This is a genomic window from Pseudomonas sp. UBA5568, from assembly GCF_002425525.1.
In the GTDB taxonomy this organism is placed as follows: domain Bacteria; phylum Pseudomonadota; class Gammaproteobacteria; order Pseudomonadales; family Pseudomonadaceae; genus Aquipseudomonas; species Aquipseudomonas fulva.
Genome location: NZ_DIMK01000019.1, coordinates 21,665 through 40,161, shown reverse-complemented (window position 1 = coordinate 40,161; position 18,497 = coordinate 21,665). Strand labels below are relative to the sequence as shown.

At 61.0% G+C, this 18,497-nt stretch carries 20 protein-coding genes; 4 read left to right on the top strand and 16 right to left on the bottom strand.

Annotation, left to right across the window (positions count from 1 at the left end; genetic code table 11):
* Positions 1-17: 17 nt before the first annotated feature.
* From B2S33_RS05550 to B2S33_RS05530, 5 genes are all read right to left on the bottom strand, one after another.
* On the bottom strand, positions 18-1,349 hold the full coding sequence (locus B2S33_RS05550) for an ATP-grasp domain-containing protein (protein WP_288650040.1): 1,332 nt from the start codon (positions 1,347-1,349) through the stop codon (positions 18-20).
* A gap of 28 nt (positions 1,350-1,377) precedes the next feature.
* Positions 1,378-2,718: an ATP-grasp domain-containing protein gene (locus B2S33_RS05545; protein WP_028688197.1), complete on the bottom strand. Its 1,341-nt coding sequence runs from the start codon at positions 2,716-2,718 to the stop codon at positions 1,378-1,380.
* 15 nt (positions 2,719-2,733) lie between these two features.
* A complete protein-coding gene (locus B2S33_RS05540) occupies positions 2,734-3,486 on the bottom strand; it encodes a hypothetical protein (RefSeq protein ID WP_023535779.1) in 753 nt (250 codons plus the stop codon).
* Between the two features lie 69 nt (positions 3,487-3,555).
* Entirely contained in the window at positions 3,556-3,852 is a 297-nt protein-coding gene (locus B2S33_RS05535; protein WP_023535766.1) for a 2Fe-2S iron-sulfur cluster-binding protein, read from the bottom strand.
* Positions 3,853-3,945: 93 nt separating this feature from the next.
* A complete protein-coding gene (locus B2S33_RS05530; RefSeq protein WP_028688199.1) occupies positions 3,946-5,205 on the bottom strand; it encodes an MFS transporter in 1,260 nt (419 codons plus the stop codon).
* A gap of 139 nt (positions 5,206-5,344) precedes the next feature.
* Between B2S33_RS05530 and B2S33_RS05525 the strand changes: the two genes are divergently transcribed.
* Positions 5,345-5,800, top strand: coding sequence for a winged helix-turn-helix transcriptional regulator (locus B2S33_RS05525; RefSeq protein WP_027914158.1), 456 nt, complete (start codon positions 5,345-5,347; stop codon positions 5,798-5,800).
* Between the two features lie 131 nt (positions 5,801-5,931).
* Entirely contained in the window at positions 5,932-6,369 is a 438-nt protein-coding gene (locus B2S33_RS05520; protein ID WP_023535729.1) for a CBS domain-containing protein, read from the top strand.
* Between the two features lie 144 nt (positions 6,370-6,513).
* On the opposite strand, the gene B2S33_RS05515 is transcribed toward B2S33_RS05520, so the two are convergent.
* From B2S33_RS05515 to B2S33_RS05505, 3 genes are all read right to left on the bottom strand, one after another.
* Positions 6,514-6,756: a DUF2789 domain-containing protein gene (locus tag B2S33_RS05515; RefSeq protein WP_027914160.1), complete on the bottom strand. Its 243-nt coding sequence runs from the start codon at positions 6,754-6,756 to the stop codon at positions 6,514-6,516.
* A 215-nt stretch (positions 6,757-6,971) separates the two neighbouring features.
* On the bottom strand, positions 6,972-7,604 hold the full coding sequence (locus B2S33_RS05510; protein ID WP_027914161.1) for a LysE family transporter: 633 nt from the start codon (positions 7,602-7,604) through the stop codon (positions 6,972-6,974).
* A 130-nt stretch (positions 7,605-7,734) separates the two neighbouring features.
* Positions 7,735-9,645: an ATP-binding cassette domain-containing protein gene (locus B2S33_RS05505; RefSeq protein ID WP_132579143.1), complete on the bottom strand. Its 1,911-nt coding sequence runs from the start codon at positions 9,643-9,645 to the stop codon at positions 7,735-7,737.
* 50 nt (positions 9,646-9,695) lie between these two features.
* Between B2S33_RS05505 and B2S33_RS05500 the strand changes: the two genes are divergently transcribed.
* Entirely contained in the window at positions 9,696-10,178 is a 483-nt protein-coding gene (locus B2S33_RS05500; protein WP_288650039.1) for a TIGR02444 family protein, read from the top strand.
* Here B2S33_RS05500 and B2S33_RS05495 read toward each other — a convergent pair.
* Entirely contained in the window at positions 10,154-11,095 is a 942-nt protein-coding gene (locus tag B2S33_RS05495; protein ID WP_288650037.1) for an AlgP family protein, read from the bottom strand. The two genes, B2S33_RS05500 and B2S33_RS05495, sit on opposite strands and share 25 nt — an antisense overlap.
* A 259-nt stretch (positions 11,096-11,354) precedes the next feature.
* On the opposite strand from B2S33_RS05495, the gene B2S33_RS05490 reads away from it, so the two are divergent.
* Positions 11,355-11,990, top strand: coding sequence for an FKBP-type peptidyl-prolyl cis-trans isomerase (locus B2S33_RS05490; protein WP_027914165.1), 636 nt, complete (start codon positions 11,355-11,357; stop codon positions 11,988-11,990).
* Positions 11,991-11,997: 7 nt separating this feature from the next.
* Here the strand turns inward: B2S33_RS05490 and B2S33_RS05485 are convergent, their stop codons facing one another.
* The 7 genes from B2S33_RS05485 to B2S33_RS05455 form a co-directional block, all read right to left on the bottom strand.
* Positions 11,998-12,468, bottom strand: a complete 471-nt coding sequence (locus B2S33_RS05485) for an Rsd/AlgQ family anti-sigma factor (protein WP_023535822.1) — start codon at positions 12,466-12,468, stop codon at positions 11,998-12,000.
* 212 nt (positions 12,469-12,680) lie between these two features.
* Positions 12,681-13,202, bottom strand: a complete 522-nt coding sequence (locus tag B2S33_RS05480) for a disulfide bond formation protein B (RefSeq protein WP_028688203.1) — start codon at positions 13,200-13,202, stop codon at positions 12,681-12,683.
* Positions 13,203-13,424: 222 nt separating this feature from the next.
* Positions 13,425-14,663, bottom strand: a complete 1,239-nt coding sequence (locus B2S33_RS05475; RefSeq protein WP_027914167.1) for a heme biosynthesis HemY N-terminal domain-containing protein — start codon at positions 14,661-14,663, stop codon at positions 13,425-13,427.
* The gene (locus B2S33_RS05470) at positions 14,660-15,760 is read right to left on the bottom strand and encodes a uroporphyrinogen-III C-methyltransferase (protein ID WP_059183471.1); all 1,101 of its coding nucleotides are present in this window, start codon (positions 15,758-15,760) and stop codon (positions 14,660-14,662) included. The genes B2S33_RS05475 and B2S33_RS05470 overlap by 4 nt, the downstream gene beginning before the upstream one ends.
* Positions 15,761-15,790: 30 nt before the next feature.
* Positions 15,791-16,573: a uroporphyrinogen-III synthase gene (locus B2S33_RS05465; RefSeq protein ID WP_258371961.1), complete on the bottom strand. Its 783-nt coding sequence runs from the start codon at positions 16,571-16,573 to the stop codon at positions 15,791-15,793.
* Entirely contained in the window at positions 16,570-17,511 is a 942-nt protein-coding gene (gene hemC / locus B2S33_RS05460; protein ID WP_125922448.1) for a hydroxymethylbilane synthase, read from the bottom strand. The genes B2S33_RS05465 and hemC overlap by 4 nt, the downstream gene beginning before the upstream one ends.
* A gap of 161 nt (positions 17,512-17,672) precedes the next feature.
* Positions 17,673-18,416: a LytR/AlgR family response regulator transcription factor gene (locus B2S33_RS05455; RefSeq protein ID WP_027914171.1), complete on the bottom strand. Its 744-nt coding sequence runs from the start codon at positions 18,414-18,416 to the stop codon at positions 17,673-17,675.
* Positions 18,417-18,497 lie beyond the last annotated feature (81 nt).

Genomic DNA, 18,497 nt, shown 5'->3' with positions numbered 1-18,497 from the left:
AGCGTGGATGGCGTCGCTCAGCAAGCGGCTTTGAGCAGGGGTTCGGCAGCCAGGCTGCGCGCCATGACCTCCAGCCACTGTTCGCGCAGCGCGCTGACCAGATCACGGATATCGGTCTGGGCATCGTGCAGCGTCACGCAGGCCTGCGCCACGAAATCGCCATTATCCCGGGGCGTGGCATGGACGAGACGGCGCGCACTGGTCACCCAAGCGCATTCGAGCAAGACGACAGCGTCCTGTGCAATGCCCAGCCGCTGTGCTGCGCAGGCAATGGTTTCCACCACCAGGGCATGAACGTCGCCTAGTCGGGCCACATCGACGGTCATGTCCTGAGGCACGCCGAACATGAGGGTGGCCGCGCTACAGCTAGGCTCTGGCAGCTCCTTGGGTATGGCTGCCGAAAATACCGAGTCGATCCAGGCTGCATACAAGTCAAGCCCGTGGACAGCTTGAGCCAGCGTCCAGATTTTCATGCCTGCAGGGCGCCGATTGGGTTCGACCACGGCCGTGTTGCAGTCTTTCTCGCTGAGCTTGATCTCGTTGTGGAACGGCCCGATGCGCTGGCCGACCAATCGGTTGACCTGCTCGCCCACCACACGGATGGCCATGCGTTCCTGATGATCGAGCCGGGCCGGCAGGATCTGCGCCACTTCTACCGGGTAGCGCCCGGTGGCACTCACTTTCTCGGTGATGAACCACAACTCGCCCAGCCCGTCGTAGGAGTATTCACGGTCAAAGGGTATCAAGGCTTCGGCCAGCACGCCGCTCGCCAGGTACGGCTCTACTTCGGCAAACGCCTGGTCGCAGTCTGTACCCGGGGCGACCAGGACTACGCCCCGGTTATTGCCCTCGGTCGTGGGTTTGATGACGAAGCCGTGAGCCTGACGCCGGGCGAAGTTCTGTACGTCTTCAAGGCACCTGATGCGTTCGAAATCCGGCACCATCACGCCGAGCTGTGTAAGCAGCGGCCCGATGCGCTGCTCGCTTATCCGATAGGCCAGCTTGTCGAACGCCCCCAGTGCCAGGCGGGCGTCGTCAACGGGCAAACCAAGGCGCTCAAGCAGCGCAGCGCCACTGGCCACGGCATTGTCGGAAAACACGATGCCAGCACTGACACGCGCGGCCTCGTCGCCTAATTGCTCAAGCACGCGCTGGATGAAGTCCGGCGCCAACGGGTCTGCGTCGATAAGCCGATCGCTGATGCGCAGATCGTGCGCCTGGGGAGCGCTGCGCACCAACCAGGTTTCGGCATTCCAGCGCTCACGGGCATGGTTGCGCATGTGTTGAACGTCGCCGATACGGCTCAAGTTGTAATCCACAACCAGCAAAACGGGTCTTTGCAAGGACATGTCAATTGTCTCCGGTGCCTGGCGGACGTCAGAAGCCTTCGGTCTCGTACTGGATATCGAGCGCGTCTGCGCTGCTACGAGACAGGCGCTTGAGTTCAGCGGGGTGTTCGGTGTGCGGGAATGTCCACAGCAACTGGCCGAGGAACACTTCACGGGCATGGGCAGGAATCACATCGCCTGCCTTGAGCAGGATGTGCGTCACGCTGGGCGCCAGTGGGGTCTCAGCCAGCTCGACGCTACGCAGGGTGCCGGGTTTGGCGAAATAGACGCGAAAGAACGTGGCCGTCGTCTGCTCGGTGGTGCCCTCGGCGTGCCAGCCAAGCCTGTCCAGACGCTGTGCGAAGGCCTCGCGCAGAGGCGCATCGTCCTGGCTTGCGAACAGCAGGTCCAGCCACAGCGAGAGCATGCTGTGCCCGTCAGCGACCGCCTCAACGCTATGGGAAATCAGGCTGCCGCCCACCCGTGGATTGACTTCGATCAGGTCCCAGTGCTCGCCGGTGAACCTGGCTTCGATGTGGTAGCAACCCCATTTCAGCGCCAGGCAGCCAAGCACTTCACTCAGCCATGCCAGGCCGGCTGCGATCTGCGCTTTATCGAGGCTGGCTGGCGGTGTGGTGCAGCTGTCTTCCAGCACCGTTTCGGCTGTCTCGGTGACTTCGTATTTTTCATGAATGGCCACCACGTGGACCTGGCCATCGAGCAGTAAGGTCTCGAAGCTGAATTCTTTACCGGGGATGTAATCCTCGGCCATGAACTCAAGCCCCTCATTGAAGGCCGAGGCATACACGGTGTCGCTTGCCGAAGCCTCTCTCAAGGCTTCCAACGTGGCCCAACGGGTGTCCGGACGCATTGGGAAGGCGGCATAGGAAGCGATGCCATGGATCGGCTTGATGAAGTAAGGCCGGCCATCCATCTGCAATGCCTGCAGGACCGATGCCGACAGAGCATGCGCCTGGACCTGTGAAAGCCCGGCTGCCGCCAGTTGGTTACGCACCCCGAGCTTGTTGCGCAGGGCAAGCGCTTGCTCAGGGCCAATGTCGTAGGTGCCAAGCGACAGGTTGGCCTGCGCCATCAGGTGCCGGTACCCCTCCCACACGCTGATGCAGCAGGTGACCTGTTCGCCTGCTTCATGCAGACGCTGGAGGGTTTGGGTAACCTCATCGCTGCGTAATTGGTGAGCGTCGCCGACATAGAGCCGGTCTGCCCAAGACTCGATTTGCTGCAAACGAGCCGGTACATGTTCAGGAAGCGGCAATGAAGAAAGCACGAAGCAGCGAAGCTGTCGACGATGCAGCTCTAACTTCAAGTCTTCCAGAAATGAAAAGCCGCAATGGCTCAGGATCAGCACACCAGGTCGCGTCGTCTTCATTGCCTGCACCATGGCTTAGGCTACCTTAGCTTGCGGGCTGGCCAGCGTGTCCAGGTACAACTCGTTGAAGTACATGGCCAACACTTTCTGATGCTCGGCCAGGTAGCGCTTGAGCGCAGCGATGTCCTGCTCACCTTTGATCAAGAAGCGCAATGCCGCCCATACCTCGCCTGGATGGTCATCGTTGATGTCGGTGTGGGAGTGGGAGATCTGACCCACGATCTTGGATTCGCCGACCGAACCCTTGAGCGCTTCGAGCTTGCGCGGCTCGAGCTTGACGTTGACGTATTCGACCAGGTACGAGTAGGCGATGACGCCCAGGGGGCCTTCATGGTCGAGCAGGTAGGAGAAGAAGCCTGCCAGCAGCTTGGTGGACAGGTAGGGTTCGGTGGCAAGGAACTCTTCGCGGCTGACGCCTACACGCTGGAGATCCTGGATGAACAAGTCGTCATGCAGCATTTCTTCCTGTTCGTAGTGGGCCCAGATCTGCGCAGCTTCCGGGCTGACTTTCGCCACCTCGACCAAGGCCTTGGCCTCGGCAACGCGCAGCAGGCGGATACGCCACGCCGTCTCGATCAGGTGACGCTTGTAGTAGGCGCTGTTGACATCCTTGCCTTCCAGGTGCGCGGCTTGCGGCACCGTCTTGTACCACTGATCGACCTGTTCATCGATGATGCTGTCGATTTCCCCACGCAGGTTGACCGATGCAGCAGCATTGAGGAACGGAGTGCGATCGCCATAGCCCACATTCTTTACACGGTTCAGCATATTCGAGCCTCTTCTTGGGTTCTGATACAAGACGCCACTCATCATGAGTCGACGTGAACAACGCACTGCCTAGCCAATGACTTCAATGGCCAATTCACCTCTGATCAGGCACTGGCAGGCCAGACGGTAGTCCGCCCCGCTATAGCCCAACAGTTCTATGAATGCTGTTTCCTCATCGTTGCGTGGATTCAACGCGTCCAGCCCTTCCTTGACTTTGATCAGGCACGCCCCGCACGCCCCGACGCGGCAGCCGAGCGGAATGACATTCTTGCCACCGGCCTCCCATTCGATGTCCGTAAGGGGTGAGTTGGAGGGCAGTTCAAAGTCGACGCCGTGGGAAGAAACGGTCAGTTTGTGCAGCGCCATACGTGCCTCGCCTAAGATGAAGTTGCTGTGTCGCGCGCACGGCATCACGTTGCTGTGTCGAAACAATGAGCGCAGCTGTTGAATCGCAAGTACTTATCGGTCGTTGAAGTTCAACCACAGCCAGTAGATCAAGGCGACGGCACTGATCGATGCGCCCAGCATGCACACGGCTACCCAACCCGCCTGGGCATAGGTGTAGGTCGCCGCGATGGCGCCGAGCCCGCTGCCCAGCGAGTAGAAGCACATGTAGGCGCCAACGAGCCTGCTTTGCGCATCCGGTCGTGCAGCGAAGATCAGGCTTTGGTTGGTGACGTGCACGGCCTGCACGGCGAAGTCGAGCATCACCACGCCCAGGACCATTGCCAGCAGCGAGCTATGGACGAACGCCGTCGGAAGCCAGGAAAGGGTCAGCAAGACCAGCGCAATGCCTGTGGTGCGATTGGCCAGGCCACGGTCTGCCAGTCGCCCGGCCCTCGCCGCTGCGAGAGCCCCTGCTACCCCGGCAAGGCCAAAGAGCCCGATTTGGGTATGCGAAAGCGCAAGATCTGGTTCACTGAGCGGCAGGACCATGGATGTCCAGAGCACGCTGAAGGCTGCGAAGATGAGCAACGCAAAGACTCCGCGCACGCGCAGGGTACGTTCGCGCAGAAACAGCTGCAGCACCGAACGCAGCAGGGCAAAGTAGCCGCCGCTGACCGCAGCGCGGGGAGAGGCGGGCAGCGTGCGCCACAACACGAAGGCCATCCCCGCCATCAGCGCGGCCGACACGAAATACACGCTGCGCCACCCGGCCAGATCGGCCATCGCGCCAGACACGAAACGTGCAAGCAGAATCCCCAGGACCACGCCGCTGGTCACAGTCCCCACGGTCTGGCCACGTTGCTCGGGGCTTGCCAGTGCCGCAGCGTAGGCCACCACCACCTGCACCAGTACGGCCATCAACCCCACCAGGACCATGGCACCGAGCAGCACGACCCAGGCCTGCGCCAGCCCTACGGCGCAGAGGGCCAAGGCGCTGAGGAGCATTTGGCAGAGAATGAGCTTCTTCCGGTTGACCAAGTCGCCCAGCGGCACAATGAACAGCAAACCGACCGCATAACCTGCCTGGGTGGCCGTGACGACGATCCCGATGGTGCTGGCAGGCACCGCCAAACTGCTGGCCATGGACTCGAGCAGCGGCTGGGCGAAGTACACATTCGCCACGGCCATAGCGCAGGTAATGGCAAAGAGGAAGGTTTGGGAAGGGCTGAGTGTGGTACTACGCGGTGTGTCGCAGCGCGCCGTGTCGTCACGGTTGGCAGACGCTTCGGCTGTCGCCGCCCGCTTGACCGGGCTATCTGGCCTGTACGGCATGCACTTCCATCCTTGGAATAGGTTTCAAAAGGAAACCACTTGTAGCGATTTTTAACAAATCAGGTTTTTAAATGCAACTACTGACCATGAACGTTTTCTCATATGGTTAGCGCTTTTCATCATCTGCTCATGGACAAACATGGCCAAACAGGAACAGTTAGCGCGCAGTGAATGCCCAGTGGCGCGCACCCTAGAAGCGATTGGGGACCGATGGGTATTGATGATCATCCGCGAAGCGTTCGACGACGTACGGCGGTTCAGTGATTTTCAGAAGCGCCTTGGTGTCGCCAAGAACATCCTCACCGTAAAGCTCAAGGCAATGGTCGAATTGGGCGTGTTCGAGGTCCGGCCTGCTTCCGATGGGAGTGCTTACAAGGAGTATGTGCTGACCGAAATGGGCCGGGCCGCCTTCCCCATCGTCATCAGCATGCGCCAGTGGGGAGAGCGTTTTTTGTACGGTTCAGGTGAATGCCACTCGATCATGCTGGACAACATGACAGACCAGCCCCTCGAGACGATCACCGTTCGATCCCGTACAGGCCAGCAGTTGAGCCCGGAGGATTGTCACCGACGACTGATCACCCGAGGGGGTTGAGGCAAACGCTCCTGCATGCTCATGACGTTTTTCAATCACCTCGATGCCGTTTCCTGCATTGCCGGATGGCGCCGGGTGGTCGATGCTTGCAAGACCGTCGCCAGTGTTTTCCTCCACCCGCAGAGGCCACCATGAAAAACGTCGAACAAATCCTCAAGAGCAAGTCCGAACACCAGACCGTGTACACCATCGGCCCGGACGACTCAGTGCTCGACGCCCTCAGACTGTTGGCCGAGATGAACATCGGCGCGTTGCCTGTCGTTGAAGGCAACGAGGTGGTAGGTATCGTCAGTGAGCGCGATTATGCGCGCAAGCTGGTGCTCAAGGGACGCTCGTCGGCCGCCACGCCGGTGCGCGACATCATGAGCGCACCGGTGGTTACCGTGGAGCCGAAGCACAACCTTGAATACTGCATGAACCTGATGACTAATCGACATTTGCGCCATCTACCGGTGGTGAGCAACGGTGAGTTGTTGGGGCTGTTGTCGATTGGCGACTTGGTCAAGGAGACCATTGCGGAGCAGGCAGGGTTGATCTTGCAGCTCGAGCAGTACATCCGCGGCGAGTGAGGCATTTCAGGGCTCGGCCACCTGCATGCGCCACAGGTAAGACTGGCCGTCAGCCGGTTCCGGAACTGTCTATACCTTGAATGGCAGTATCGACGCGTTGACCGGAACGGCTCACGGCCCCTCACGCTTCACGCTGCAGGTAACTTATTTCTTGGCCGGATGCAGCGCTTCGTTCAACTGGTCGGCCATGGGAACCCAGTCGGCATCGGCGGCGTAGCTTTCCTTGAGAAAGGCACGCTGGCCCTCACTCCAGAACGGTGCATCGACCAATTTCACATCATCATCGAGTGGCGAATGGGTGGTGATGAAGCGCTCGATCTCGACCGGGTCGTCGTCCAGTCCAAGCTGCTTGAACAATTCGGAAAAGTGGTGAGTCGGTTTGTCCATGATTCCTCCGCAGTGCCGGCATGCGCTTTGGTGTAAGCGCCAGTCCTGTTTGAGAGCTTGCGCTCAAGGGTGGGCATCAGCGCCCCAGGCAGGACGACCGCAATCATCCTGCCTGGGGAATAGACAGCGCGCCACAGCAGAAGACTCGATAAATCACCGTAATGACTTGAGCAGAAAGCTCTGAGCCAGAAGGCGCAGCCACCTCTGCCCTGGATTTACAGCGGCGCGCGGCGCAAGGTGGCCAGGAACGTGGCCGCACCGATGAACAGCCCGGCAAAGGTACGGTTGAGGCGCTTTTGCTGCTTGGGTGTGCGCAGCACCCGCAGCACGCGTGCTGCAAGCCCCGTATAACCCGCCATCACCAGCAGATCGACGGCAACCATGGTCGCGGCGATGGCGATGTACTGTGGTAACAAAGGCGCATGAGGATTGATGAACTGCGGCAGCACCGCCAGCATGAACACCAGGGCCTTGGGGTTGCTGACGTTCACAAGAAAACCCCGGAACACCAGGCTCAGCGGTTTGCCGATGGGTCGTATACCGGATTCATCGCTCATGTCCATGGGCAGGGCGCGCCATTGCTTATAGGCCAGGTACACCAGGTAGGCGACGCCGAACCATTTGATCACATGGAATGCGGTGGCCGAGGCAGCCAGGATGGCCCCGACGCCTGCCGCAATGATGGCGATCTGCATCACCAGGCCGATCTGCAAGCCCAGCGCATTCCAGTAGCCGCGCCAGAACCCATATTGCAGCCCGCTAGACATCGAGGCGATAGCGCCCGCACCCGGAGACAGGCTGATAACCCAGCAGGCGGCAAAAAAGCCCAACCACACTTCCATCGACATCCCACACCTCGCTCATGCACATGTTTCAAAACATTAAGCTAAGGTGCCGATGAAAAAATGACCAGCGCAATTTGAGCGATTTTGCAGCGCTGCTTGCGAAGGGTCGGTAGCAGCGCTCGCAAAAAGCGCGTCAGCTGAGCGCTTCGAGTTCGGCCTGCATGGTTTCGAGCGTTTCCAGTGCCTGCATCCAAGCGTCTTCGAGGTCGCCTTCACGCTGCTTGAGCGCGGTTTGCCGGGCCAGCAATTCACGCAGCTCGTCCTTGCGGGCGGCTTCGTAAAGACCACCATCACCCAACGTAGTCTCGATCTCGGCCAACTGCGCATGCACCTGGTTGAGTTCAGCTTCAAGCTTGTCAGCGGTCTTCTTGTGCGGCGCCAGTTGTTGGCGCAATGCTGCCGCAGCCTGGCGCATGGCCTTCTTGTCGGTCTTGTCGGGGTTGGTTACCGCGCTACTGACCGGCGCGTTGCGCTGGCGATATTCCACGAGCCAGCGGCTATAGTCATCGAGGTCCCCGTCGAAGGGCTCGACCTTACCGTCGGCGACCAGCAAGAAGTCATCGGTTGTGCTTTTGAGCAGATGCCGGTCGTGGGACACCACCACCACTGCACCTGCAAACTCCTGCAATGCCATGGTCAGGGCCAGGCGCATTTCCAGGTCCAGGTGGTTGGTGGGTTCGTCGAGCAGCAGCAGGTTTGGCCGCTCCCAGGCGATAAGCGACAGCGCAAGCCGTGCCTTTTCGCCACCCGAGAAGTTCACGACCGGCTCGTCTACGCGATCGCCATGAAAATCGAAACCACCGAGAAAGTCGCGCAGCGTCTGCTCGCGCTCGGTTGGGGCAATGCGCTGCAGGTGCAGCAAGGGGCTGGCCTTGTCGTCCAACGAGTCGAGCTGATGCTGGGCAAAATAGCCGACGGCGAGGTTTTCACCCCGCACCAGGCGCCCGGACAATGGCTCAAGCTCACCGGCAAGGTTCTTGATCAAGGTGGACTTGCCGGCGCCGTTGGGGCCTAGCAGGCCGATGCGTGCACCCGGCACCAGCTGCAGCTTGACCTTCTCGAGAATGGCCTTGTCGCCGTAACCCAACCGCCCTTCGGACAGGCTCAACAGGGGGCTGGAGATTTTCTGCGACTCGCGGAACACGAAATCGAACGGCGAATCCACGTGAGCGGCCGACAGCTCCTCCATGCGCTCCAGGGCCTTTATGCGGCTCTGTGCCTGACGCGCCTTGGTGGCCTGGGCCTTGAAGCGCGCAATGTATTTTTCCATGTGCGCACGCTGCGCCTGCTGCTTCTCGTATGCTTGCTGCTGTTGGGCCAGGCGTTCGGCACGGGTGCGTTCGAATGCACTGTAGCCGCCCTTGTACAGGTTCAGCTTGCGCTGCTCGACATGCAGCACGTGATCGACCACGGCATCGAGAAAATCCCTGTCGTGGGAGATCAGCAACAGCGTGCCCGGGTAGCCCTTGAGCCAGTCTTCCAGCCAGAGGATGGCGTCCAGGTCCAAGTGGTTGGTCGGTTCGTCGAGCAATAACAGATCGGAGGGGCACATCAATGCCTGGGCCAGGTTCAGGCGCATCCGCCATCCACCGGAGAAGTCGCCGACGCGGCGGTCCATCTGCTCGTTGGTAAAGCCTAGCCCCGCCAGCAGCTTGCGCGCTCGCGCATCGGCGGTATAACCGTCCGCACTGTCCAACTCACTGTGCAGCCGGGCCAGTGCCGTACCGTCATGGGCCTGCTCGGCCTCTGCCAACGCAGCCTGCACCCTGCGCAATCGCACATCGCCGTCGAGCACATAGTCCACGGCCACCCGGTCGAGGGTATCGACCTCCTGGCGCATGTGCGCGATCCGCCAGTCTGCCGGCAGGTGGCAATCACCGCCATCGGGCGACAACTCACCGCGCAGCAAAGCGAACAAGCTGGATTTGCCGGCACCGTTGGCACCGATGAGGCCGGCCTTGTGACCGGTGTGCAGGGTCATCTCGGCGCCATCTAGCAAGCGCTGCGGACCACGCTGTAAAGTGAGGTTGGATAGTCTGATCATGATGGTCGCGGAGTCTACCAGCTTCCTCGGCCCATAGCGCGAGTGGAACCATGCAATGCGACTTGTGGGATCACGCCTTGAGCCTGTACGCCAGGCCCGGTGTGGAAGCGGCTTGCCTCGACCTGCAACGGCAAGGGGGCGACGTGTGCCTGCTATTGTGCGCCACCTGGCTGCAGGCCAGGTCAATCGAGGTGCAGCAACAGCGCGCCGAGGCCTTGCAGGGCTGTGCAGGGCCCTGGCAACGGGATGTGGTCTCACCCTTGCGAAGCCTGCGCGAACAATGGCGAGAATCAGCGAAAGGCGACCCACCGTTGGCTGAGCTGCGAGAGCAACTCAAAAGACTGGAGCTTTCAGCTGAAAAAGCGCTGTTGGAACGCTTGCAAGCCTGTGCAGCACAGTGGCCCGCCGGCAGACCGGGACATACTGGCGACTGGCTGGCTTGGCTTGCACCGAGCCAGCTGCGAGATCACCGCGCACTTGAGCAGTTGCGCGCGGCGGCGCTGGCGCATCAGGCGTCGGTGGACGACGACTGAGCAGCACCCACGTCGGATACAGGTGTGACAGGGCTCACCGAGTTGCCGGACGATGGGGCTTTCTCCTCGGCAGCTGTCGCCGGCTTGGCACTTGTGGATCGGCTGCTGGCAGTGCGAGTCGCCGCTCTGGTGGCGGTGCCACGGGTAGAGGGTTTGGCAGGTGCGGGCTTGCTTGCTGCTTTAGCACTCGCTGCCTTGGCTGCAGGCTTGGCTGACGTCGCCTTGGCAGCCTGGGTACTGGATGCAGAAGATTCAGCCGCTGAAGCCTTGGCCGCTGTCGCTTTCGCAGGGGACTTGGCTGCGGCCGGCTTTGTGGCAGCCTTGGCTGCGGTAGGCTTAGAGGCCGATCTGGCAACAGGTTTGGCTGCCACGGATTTTGCGTCGGCGGCCTTGGCTGCAGGCTTGGTAGCGGCGGTTCGCGCAGCCGTTTTGGCCTTGCCAGTGGCTGGGGTAGGCGATTTGACGGCTGTGGTCTTGGCAGCAGAGTTGGCAGTAGATGGGGCGGCAGCCTGGGCTGCACGTTGGTCGAGGGCCTTGGTAGCGGCTTCACGCACCTTGCCGACGCCCTGGGCCAGTTTCAGACTGTCCTGAGCATCGCGCTTTAGCTGCTGGATGTAGCCGCGGGTCTGGGTCTGGCGGTCCTTGAGCGAGTCGAGCAGCTCTTCGAGCTCGGCAACGGCCTTCTTGGCCTTGTTCTGCGACTTGCCTTTGCCCGCCGTTGCTGCGTCTTGCAACTTCAAGCGACCGTTATGCAGTTTTTCCTGGGCCTTGCCGCGCTGCTTTTCCAACTTGGCCAACAGCTTCTCTGCATCAGCCAGCGCTTGCGAGCAGGCCTCTTCCAAATGTTCAAGCAAGCTACCCGAAAGTTGCTGAAGCAGGTGTAACGGCGTGCTGACTGGCTTTTTCTTGGCCGACATGACTTACCTCCTGACTGATGAGAGTGCGACTCATACTATGCTTCCGCTGCGCAGGCCGCTAGGGCATCTTGACCGCAATATCCATACACTGTTGCATATCAACGTCTGAGCACATCTCGCACCGCAAGCACGGCAATCAACAACGCTTCGCCAGCGCTGACCTGCTGCTGCTCAATGCACCGTGTGGTCCGGCACGCCGCGAGCCCGTACCGTCGTGAACACTGGCATACTTCGCCCCCCACCGCCGTAGGAATTGGTCATGCTTCGATCCATTGTTCTAGGTTTTTGCCTACTGCCGATGTTGGCCGTGGCCGACACCGATGATCAGGACCTTGCCTACAGCCTGGGTGCCAGTCTGGGTGAACGGCTGCGACAGGAAATGCCAGGGCTACAGCTCGATGCGCTCGTCGAAGGCTTGCGCCAGTCTTACCAGGAACAGCCCTTGAAGTTGAGCCAGGCCCGCATGCAGGCGCTGCTCGAACAGCACCAACCGCAGCAAGACGCTGCGCCCCAGGCGCCTGAAGCCGCAGAGATACGTTTCATGGCCAATGAGCGGGCACGTGCTGGCGTTCATGAGTTGATGCAAGGTGTGCTGTACAGCGAGCTACAAGCAGGCAATGGACCGCAGCCCAAGGCGGGCGCCAAGGTGCTGGTCAATTACGTGGGACGGTTGCCCAGTGGAGAAGTGTTCGACCAAAGCCGTGAGCCGCAGTGGTTCAGCCTCGACTCGGTTATCGAGGGCTGGCAGATGGCGCTGCCGCAAATGCATGCGGGTGCAAAATGGCGACTGGTGATTCCGTCTGCACTGGCCTACGGCGCCGACGGCGCGGGTGATCTGATTGCACCCTACACGCCGCTGGTTTTTGAAATCCAATTGCTGCAAACCAAGGACTGAATGACCCTCAGACGGGCGCCAGGCCTTCTTCCTTGTGCGCGTTGTGCAGCACTTCGATCAGGCAATCTTCAAGCTCGAAGCGCTCATGCAACAAGCTGCCAAGCTTGCCAAGCTTCTCGGCGAAGCGTTCGGTGTCCCTGCATTCAGCCTTGACGCAGTGATCGTTGAACGCCAGTGCAATCTGGGTAATGTCATCAATGCGTGGGCTGATCTCGCCTGCAAGATCAAGGGCTCGGGTGTCTCCAAATGCCTTGGCCTCGCTGACCAGTTGTTCACAGATTTCGAAATGCCACGCCGAGACATAGTCCACCAGCAGCGCACAGAAGTCGCCGTTGGTGTCTTTGTCTGCAAAGGCCGGTTTGGCATCACGCAACGAACGATAGGCATGAACCAGTTGCTCGCGCTCGCTCAGCCAACGGTCGATCAGCGCGTTGACCCCGCCCCAGCGTTCCTGTGCATTCTGACAACTATCGAGCATGGCGATCTCTTCCCCTGTGGGTAGATGCCGCTGCTCCTCGCGTAGCGCTGCTAAGGCACGAGATTGAATTAGCAGAACAGCATCAAACCTTGGATTTTCGGTAGGCGTGCTCGGAGATTATTCCCACGCAAGCTGCCCTTCAAGGTACGCAGGGTAATAACTTCGTACAAGTGTTTAATACGCCGTCTTACCGCCATTGGTCGTGCTGCGGCTCAGCGTTGTTTGAGGTCATGGGTGAGCAGGGCATGCAGGCGACCTGCAAGTAGATGGCCGAGCGCAAACGCAGCCAGGAGCACAAAGGCCATCAGGCTCCATTCGGGTAACGTCAAGTCCATGAAGCTCCAGGTCAGCGCATTGCAATCAGGGGCACCGGAAAATAGTTGCCGGGCAAGCTCGTTCCAGTACTGCCCAGCGTTGTGGTCGATGGCGACGGGGCAGACCAGGTCATCGGCCGCAACCCCCTGCAGCCAGACATGCCTTGCGGCTACTGCAGCGCCACCCAGTGCAAAGCCAAGCGCTAGCTGGGCATAGCGGCGTTGGCCTTCGAGTGCCGGCCCATGCAGCACTGCGCTTAGACACACCAGTACATACCCTGCCAGCAGCGCCCGTTGTGTCACACACAGTAGGCACGGCAAAAGCCCGAGCGCATCTTGCAGCTTGAATGCAGTGACCAGGGCAGTGAATGCCACCAGGCAGGTTGGGAAGAAGAAAGTACGCAGGCGGGCCGGCAGCATGGGCAGTGAGGGTCCCGGTATCGGTAGTCGTGGCTTGAAACGGTAGAGGAATCACATCCTTTGTTTCAAGGCACAACAGTCGAGACAATTCCCAGCGTTACCTAAGAAATATCCAACTGCTGTGTAAGACGCGCCTTAAGAAAATACGTCAGGATTTCTCTGGCCCGAGCCGAAAGATTACCTCCCCTTGAAGCCCGCGGCTTTGCGCGGGCCAAGGTCAGGTCAAGCGCGAACCGTCTCCGGCAACGGCAGCGCCAGCAGTCGCTCATCGAGCAAACCAAGCCCTTCCTGGAAGAGTTGGTTGCTGCGCTCCGTTTCGCCAAGGCCTGCGAGCAGACGTGCCAGCTCAGCGCAGGCCTCGGGGTTGCGCTCCATGCGCAAGCTGCTTTCCAGATAGTCACGGGCCTTGCCCCACAGCCGATTCTGCAAGCTGAGCCGACCCAGCGTCAGCAGCAGGCTGGCATCCTGAGGATGGTCCTTGAGCCAAGCTTCGGCGGTCTGCAGCTGCTGGGCAGGGTCTTCACCGCGCACCAGACCGTACAGCCGAGCAAGGTGGCTTTCGTAGTTGCGCTTGAGCGCCGTGCGCAATACCTGCTCGGCCTCGCCCTGAGCGCCGAGCTGGCGCAGTTGCTCGGCATAGGCCAGGACCAGTTGCGGCTCCTGACGCTGGGCGGAGGTCAATTGCTGCCAGGCACGCTCCAGGGCTTGGCGGGCCGTTTGCGCATCTTCACCCCGGGTCTGTGCCAGGCTCAGGTTTTGCCCCCAGGCACGACGTTCGAGCGTGGCGAGCTCGGTGGCGGGCAATACCTTGTTCTTGCGCAGGTCCGGCATCAGGCGAATGAGCGCAGACCAGTCGCCGCGCTCAAGCTGCAAGCGTTGCAACAAACGCAGTACCTGAGTGTTCTGTGGATGGCGCTCCTGCATGGCCAGCAACGTCTCCAGCGCCCCGTCGTTGTCGCCACGGTCCATTTGCAGTTGGGCATGGGTCAAGGCCACGGCAAGCTCTGCCTGAGGTTGCCGCTCCAGCGCACGCTCCAGCAGACCGTCGCTTTCCTCGACACGGCCCTGCTCGTTGGCGGCCTTGGCGGCGCCAAGGTAATACATCAGCGGTTGGCGTTCGGCTTCTGCAGCCCTGTGCAGATGACGCTGGGCGCTGGCCCAGCGCCCTTCTGCCAGATCCAGTTGGCCCTGTTCGATGGCAACGCGGTTGCGCCGGCTGCGGTTGCGCCGGGACCAAGGGTTGACCGCCCCGCCGGACGCCAGGAGCAGGCCGACCAGAAAACGCAGCACCAACAGCGCCAGGATGACGGCCAGCAAGCCCAACAGCGCGGCCCAAAGCCCCGACTGATAACGGAAGCTGCCATAGGAAATCATCACGTAGCCGCTGTGCTTGGCCACGGCCACGCCGAGGGCCGCCGCCACCACAATGGCCAGTACCGCCAACAGGTAGACACGCTTCATGGCTTGTCTCCCTTGTCCTCGCCAGGCAGATGCCGGCGCTGGATATAGGCCTGAACGGAGGCAAGGCTTTCACTGAGGTCAGGGGTAACCACCGAAACGGGTTGCTCGGCCAGTGCGTTCAGGCTGTCGAGCATGGCTTTGCTCTGCGGATTGTCGGCGTTGAAGTTGGCCAGCAGCACGCTGCGTGCATCATCCAATGCCTGGGCATAGACCTTTGCATCGCCGTTGAGCGCTGCCCATTGCGCCTGTTCCAGCGTAAGACTCAACGCCAGGCGCAGCTGATTGAGCTGCTGCCCCGCGAGCAGTGGCTTCACATTCTCGTCTGCATTGAATTCAATCTGGAAATACTTGGATATTTCCGACCACCATTTGGACAGGCGACTGGCGCCGTCGCCGTCACTGGTCAGCGCACCCATGGCATTGGCGTCATTGTCGAATTCGGGGGACTGGGCGCTCAGTTGCTGGACGAGCTCACGCTGGGCCGCCAACTTCAGGAACAGACCGGTGCGGTCAGGCTGCTGGGTATTGTTGAGCGTGGCGAGGCTGCGGGCCAGTTGCTCGCGCGCGGCGAAGGCGCCAGGGTCGCTTTGCTCGCGCAAAATCTCGTCGGCCCCTTCGACCAGCGCCTTGGCACTGGTGATGTCCTGCAAAGCCGACAGCCTCAAGGTCGCCAGGCGCAACAAGTGCTCGGCTTCGGCCAGGCGCCATTCCTTGCGGCTTTCACCCAGTACGGTCTCAAGCCGCTGACTCAGACGTTGCTGATCGCCTTGGAGCTGCGCGACCAGACGACGACGGTCTTCAAGCTCACTGGCTGCCGGCAGACCGGCCAACTGTGCGCTGATTTTCTGTTCACGCTGCTGAAGCGCCTCGGCTCGCTGGTTCAGCGCCTCCAGGTGCTGGCCCTGGTCGAACTCGCTGCCTTGCAGTTGGTGCACTTGCCAGGCGCCCCAGCCGCCTACAGCGATGCCGGCAGCGCCCAACAACAGGGCCAGCGCGGCTAAGCCATTGCCGGAGCGCTTGGCGGGCACTGGGGTGACAGGCTCCGTCGGCGCCTGGGCCGACGTTTGATCCTTGTTGGACAAGACAGTCTCGCTCACGTATCCATCCTTTGCATGGGGGCGCGCCGCCTAGAGCTTGGCGCCTGGGTCGGCAGGTGCAGCGCTGCGCTGCACGGCTGCCAGCAAGGCCGCAGCGCTGGCGCCACGGCAATCCACAACGTGTTGGGCACCTGCGGCCCGGGCCTGCTCAGCGACCCGCGGGCTTGGTACGAACACCGGCAAGCGTGCCAGCTGCGGCCATTGGCTACCAGCCTGTTGCTGCAAGTGTTCGAAACCCTGTCCACTGCTGACCACCACGCCATTAAGGCGTTCCGCTTCGATGCGATGCAACAGGTAGCCCGCAGGGTATGACGGCAGGTCGCGGCGATACAGTTCCAGATAATCGACGGTAGCACCTCGCTGAGCAAGACGCTCTGCCAGCAATTCGCGACCTCCGACACCCCGCACGATCAAGATGCGCGGCCCTGCGTTCGCCAGAACCTGTTGGAGCGCAGGCAATTCGAGCAAGGCTTCACTGTCGTCCCCGCATGCGGGGAAGCTGACATCAAGCTGTGCATCCTGCAGCACCGCAGCCGTAGCCGCGCCTACCGTGAACCAACCCTGCATCGGTACGGGCAGTTGCCGCTGCGCCGCTGCCGCGAGCAATAACCTGGCAGCCGGTTTACTGACCACGATGAACCCTTGGTAAGTAGACAGTCCCTTGAGCAACGCCAATTGCGGCGGCTGCAGCATGACAGGTTCGATCGCAAGCAAAGGCATGCAGCTGCTGGCTATGCCAGCTTGGCCCAGTATGTGGGCAAGCGCTGCACACTCCTCAGCGGGTCGGGTCAACAGCAGGCGCCAAGGGCTCACGAATGCCCTGCCTCGCCGTAGACTTCCTTGAGAATGGCCTCAGCACCCTGATTGAGCAGATCTTCGGCCACCTGCACACCGAGTGCTTCAGCTTGCAGGCGAGGCGCCCGAGCCTGGGCGACCAACAGCGTACCGCCATCTGGATGCCCTACCAGGCCCCGAAGCCACAGCTGGTCTTGTTCAAGCACTGCATAACAGGCGATCGGCACCTGACAACCGCCGTTCAGGCGTTTGTTCAAGGCGCGTTCGGCTACCACACGATCGGCCGTATCGAGATGATGCAAAGGCGCGAGGAGCGCGTGGATCTCTGCGTCGGCGCTGCGGCATTCGATGCCAACGGCGCCTTGCCCCCCGGCAGGAAGGCTGTCATCGACGCTGATGCTATCGGTGATTCGCGCTTCGAAGCCCAACCGGATGAGCCCGGCTGCCGCCAGGATGATGGCGTCGTAGTCACCCGCGTCGAGCTTGGCCAGGCGTGTATTGACGTTGCCGCGCAGAAAGCGAATCTGCAGGTCGGGACGGCGGGCCAGCAGTTGGGTCTGTCGACGCAGGCTGGAAGTTCCGACGATGCTGCCGGCAGGCAACGACTGAAGGCTGTCGAACCGGTTGGAAACGAACGCATCGCGCGGGTCTTCACGCTCGCAGATGCAATACAGGCCAAGGCCCTCGGGAAAGTCCATGGGGACGTCTTTCATCGAGTGCACGGCGATGTCGGCTTCGTGCTCGAGCAGAGCGGTTTCCAGTTCCTTGACGAACAGCCCTTTGCCGCCGATCTTGGCCAAAGGTGCATCGAGCAGCTTGTCGCCCCGGCTAACCATGGGCACCAGGGAAACTTTCAGCCCAGGGTGGGCCTGTTCCAGGCGCGCCTTGACGTATTCGGCCTGCCACAGGGCCAGGGCACTTTTACGAGTGGCAATACGGATTTCGCGAGTGGACATGTAACGCCCCGAACCAGAGAAATGCCGCCGATGATAGCAGCATCACTGGCGGCACTAGCAGATACGGATCAACAGCCTGGGCCGAAGCTGCCGATGACAGGCCCGGCGGTGCGCCCCTGTGCGACTGCCATGAGCGCTGGCACGTCCACGGCGTCAAGCGCTCAAAGGGTCTGCATCATCTTGCGCACGCCAGCTACATGACGCCGGCTCACGGTCAGGGCATCGCCGTCGAGCCCTCGAAGGTACAGTTGGAAATGCCCCAGAGGTGTACGTTGCAGGCGTTCGATCCGCTCCCGCGCAACCAGCGCATTGCGGTGGATACGCACAAAACGGTCGCCAAATTCATCCTCGAGTGCCTTGAGCGGCTCGTCGAGCAGCACTTCGCCCGTTTCATGGCGCAGGGTCACGTACTTGTGATCGGCGATGAAGTAGATGATCTGAGCGATAGGGATCAACTCGATGCCCTTGCGGGTTCTGGCACTGATGTGGCTGCGGGGACCACCGCCCTCGTGGCCTGGACGAGTGAGCGCAGCCAGCTGACTGCGGTTTGGCCGGTCGGCCTTGCGCAGTGCCTCACGAAGCGCCTGCCCGTGCACAGGCTTGGTCACGTAGCTGAGGGGAGTTTCCTTGAAGGCGTCTTCCCCGTACTCGTCATCACCGGTACAGAACACGAGCGCAGGTGGCGCCTCACGCTCGCACAGTCGGGCGGCGACCTGCAGACCATCGAGGCCAGGCATGCCGATATCCAACAGGACAATGTCGGGTTTCAAGCTTTCGATCAGCGCAAGGGCCTCTTCACCATTGGTGGCACTTGGCTCCAGCACGGTATAACCCTCGAGTTCACCGAACATTCGGCTTAGGCGCTCGCGGCCTTGGGGTTCGTCATCAACGATCAGGACATTCATAATTGCGCTGGATTCCTGAGTGAGTCTCGCACGGTTAAAAGCGTAGACAGCTGTGTGAAGCGACGCTGCGTGTCACGCTCT

Bases quoted from the DNA above. Each gene is read 5' to 3' on its own strand.
- B2S33_RS05495 (WP_288650037.1), bottom strand. From the start codon at position 11,095: ATGTCGGCCAAGAAAAAGCCAGTCAGCACGCCGTTACACCTGCTTCAG.
- B2S33_RS05505 (WP_132579143.1), bottom strand. From the start codon at position 9,645: ATGATCAGACTATCCAACCTCACTTTACAGCGTGGTCCGCAGCGCTTG.
- B2S33_RS05510 (WP_027914161.1), bottom strand. From the start codon at position 7,604: ATGTCGATGGAAGTGTGGTTGGGCTTTTTTGCCGCCTGCTGGGTTATC.
- B2S33_RS05520 (WP_023535729.1), top strand. From the start codon at position 5,932: ATGAAAAACGTCGAACAAATCCTCAAGAGCAAGTCCGAACACCAGACC.
- B2S33_RS05490 (WP_027914165.1), top strand. From the start codon at position 11,355: ATGCTTCGATCCATTGTTCTAGGTTTTTGCCTACTGCCGATGTTGGCC.
- B2S33_RS05540 (WP_023535779.1), bottom strand. From the start codon at position 3,486: ATGCTGAACCGTGTAAAGAATGTGGGCTATGGCGATCGCACTCCGTTC.
- B2S33_RS05500 (WP_288650039.1), top strand. From the start codon at position 9,696: ATGCAATGCGACTTGTGGGATCACGCCTTGAGCCTGTACGCCAGGCCC.
- B2S33_RS05530 (WP_028688199.1), bottom strand. From the start codon at position 5,205: ATGCCGTACAGGCCAGATAGCCCGGTCAAGCGGGCGGCGACAGCCGAA.
- B2S33_RS05455 (WP_027914171.1), bottom strand. From the start codon at position 18,416: ATGAATGTCCTGATCGTTGATGACGAACCCCAAGGCCGCGAGCGCCTA.
- B2S33_RS05515 (WP_027914160.1), bottom strand. From the start codon at position 6,756: ATGGACAAACCGACTCACCACTTTTCCGAATTGTTCAAGCAGCTTGGA.
- hemC (WP_125922448.1), bottom strand. From the start codon at position 17,511: ATGTCCACTCGCGAAATCCGTATTGCCACTCGTAAAAGTGCCCTGGCC.
- B2S33_RS05485 (WP_023535822.1), bottom strand. From the start codon at position 12,468: ATGCTCGATAGTTGTCAGAATGCACAGGAACGCTGGGGCGGGGTCAAC.
- B2S33_RS05525 (WP_027914158.1), top strand. From the start codon at position 5,345: ATGGCCAAACAGGAACAGTTAGCGCGCAGTGAATGCCCAGTGGCGCGC.
- B2S33_RS05545 (WP_028688197.1), bottom strand. From the start codon at position 2,718: ATGAAGACGACGCGACCTGGTGTGCTGATCCTGAGCCATTGCGGCTTT.
- B2S33_RS05550 (WP_288650040.1), bottom strand. From the start codon at position 1,349: ATGTCCTTGCAAAGACCCGTTTTGCTGGTTGTGGATTACAACTTGAGC.
- B2S33_RS05535 (WP_023535766.1), bottom strand. From the start codon at position 3,852: ATGGCGCTGCACAAACTGACCGTTTCTTCCCACGGCGTCGACTTTGAA.
- B2S33_RS05475 (WP_027914167.1), bottom strand. From the start codon at position 14,663: ATGAAGCGTGTCTACCTGTTGGCGGTACTGGCCATTGTGGTGGCGGCG.
- B2S33_RS05480 (WP_028688203.1), bottom strand. From the start codon at position 13,202: ATGCTGCCGGCCCGCCTGCGTACTTTCTTCTTCCCAACCTGCCTGGTG.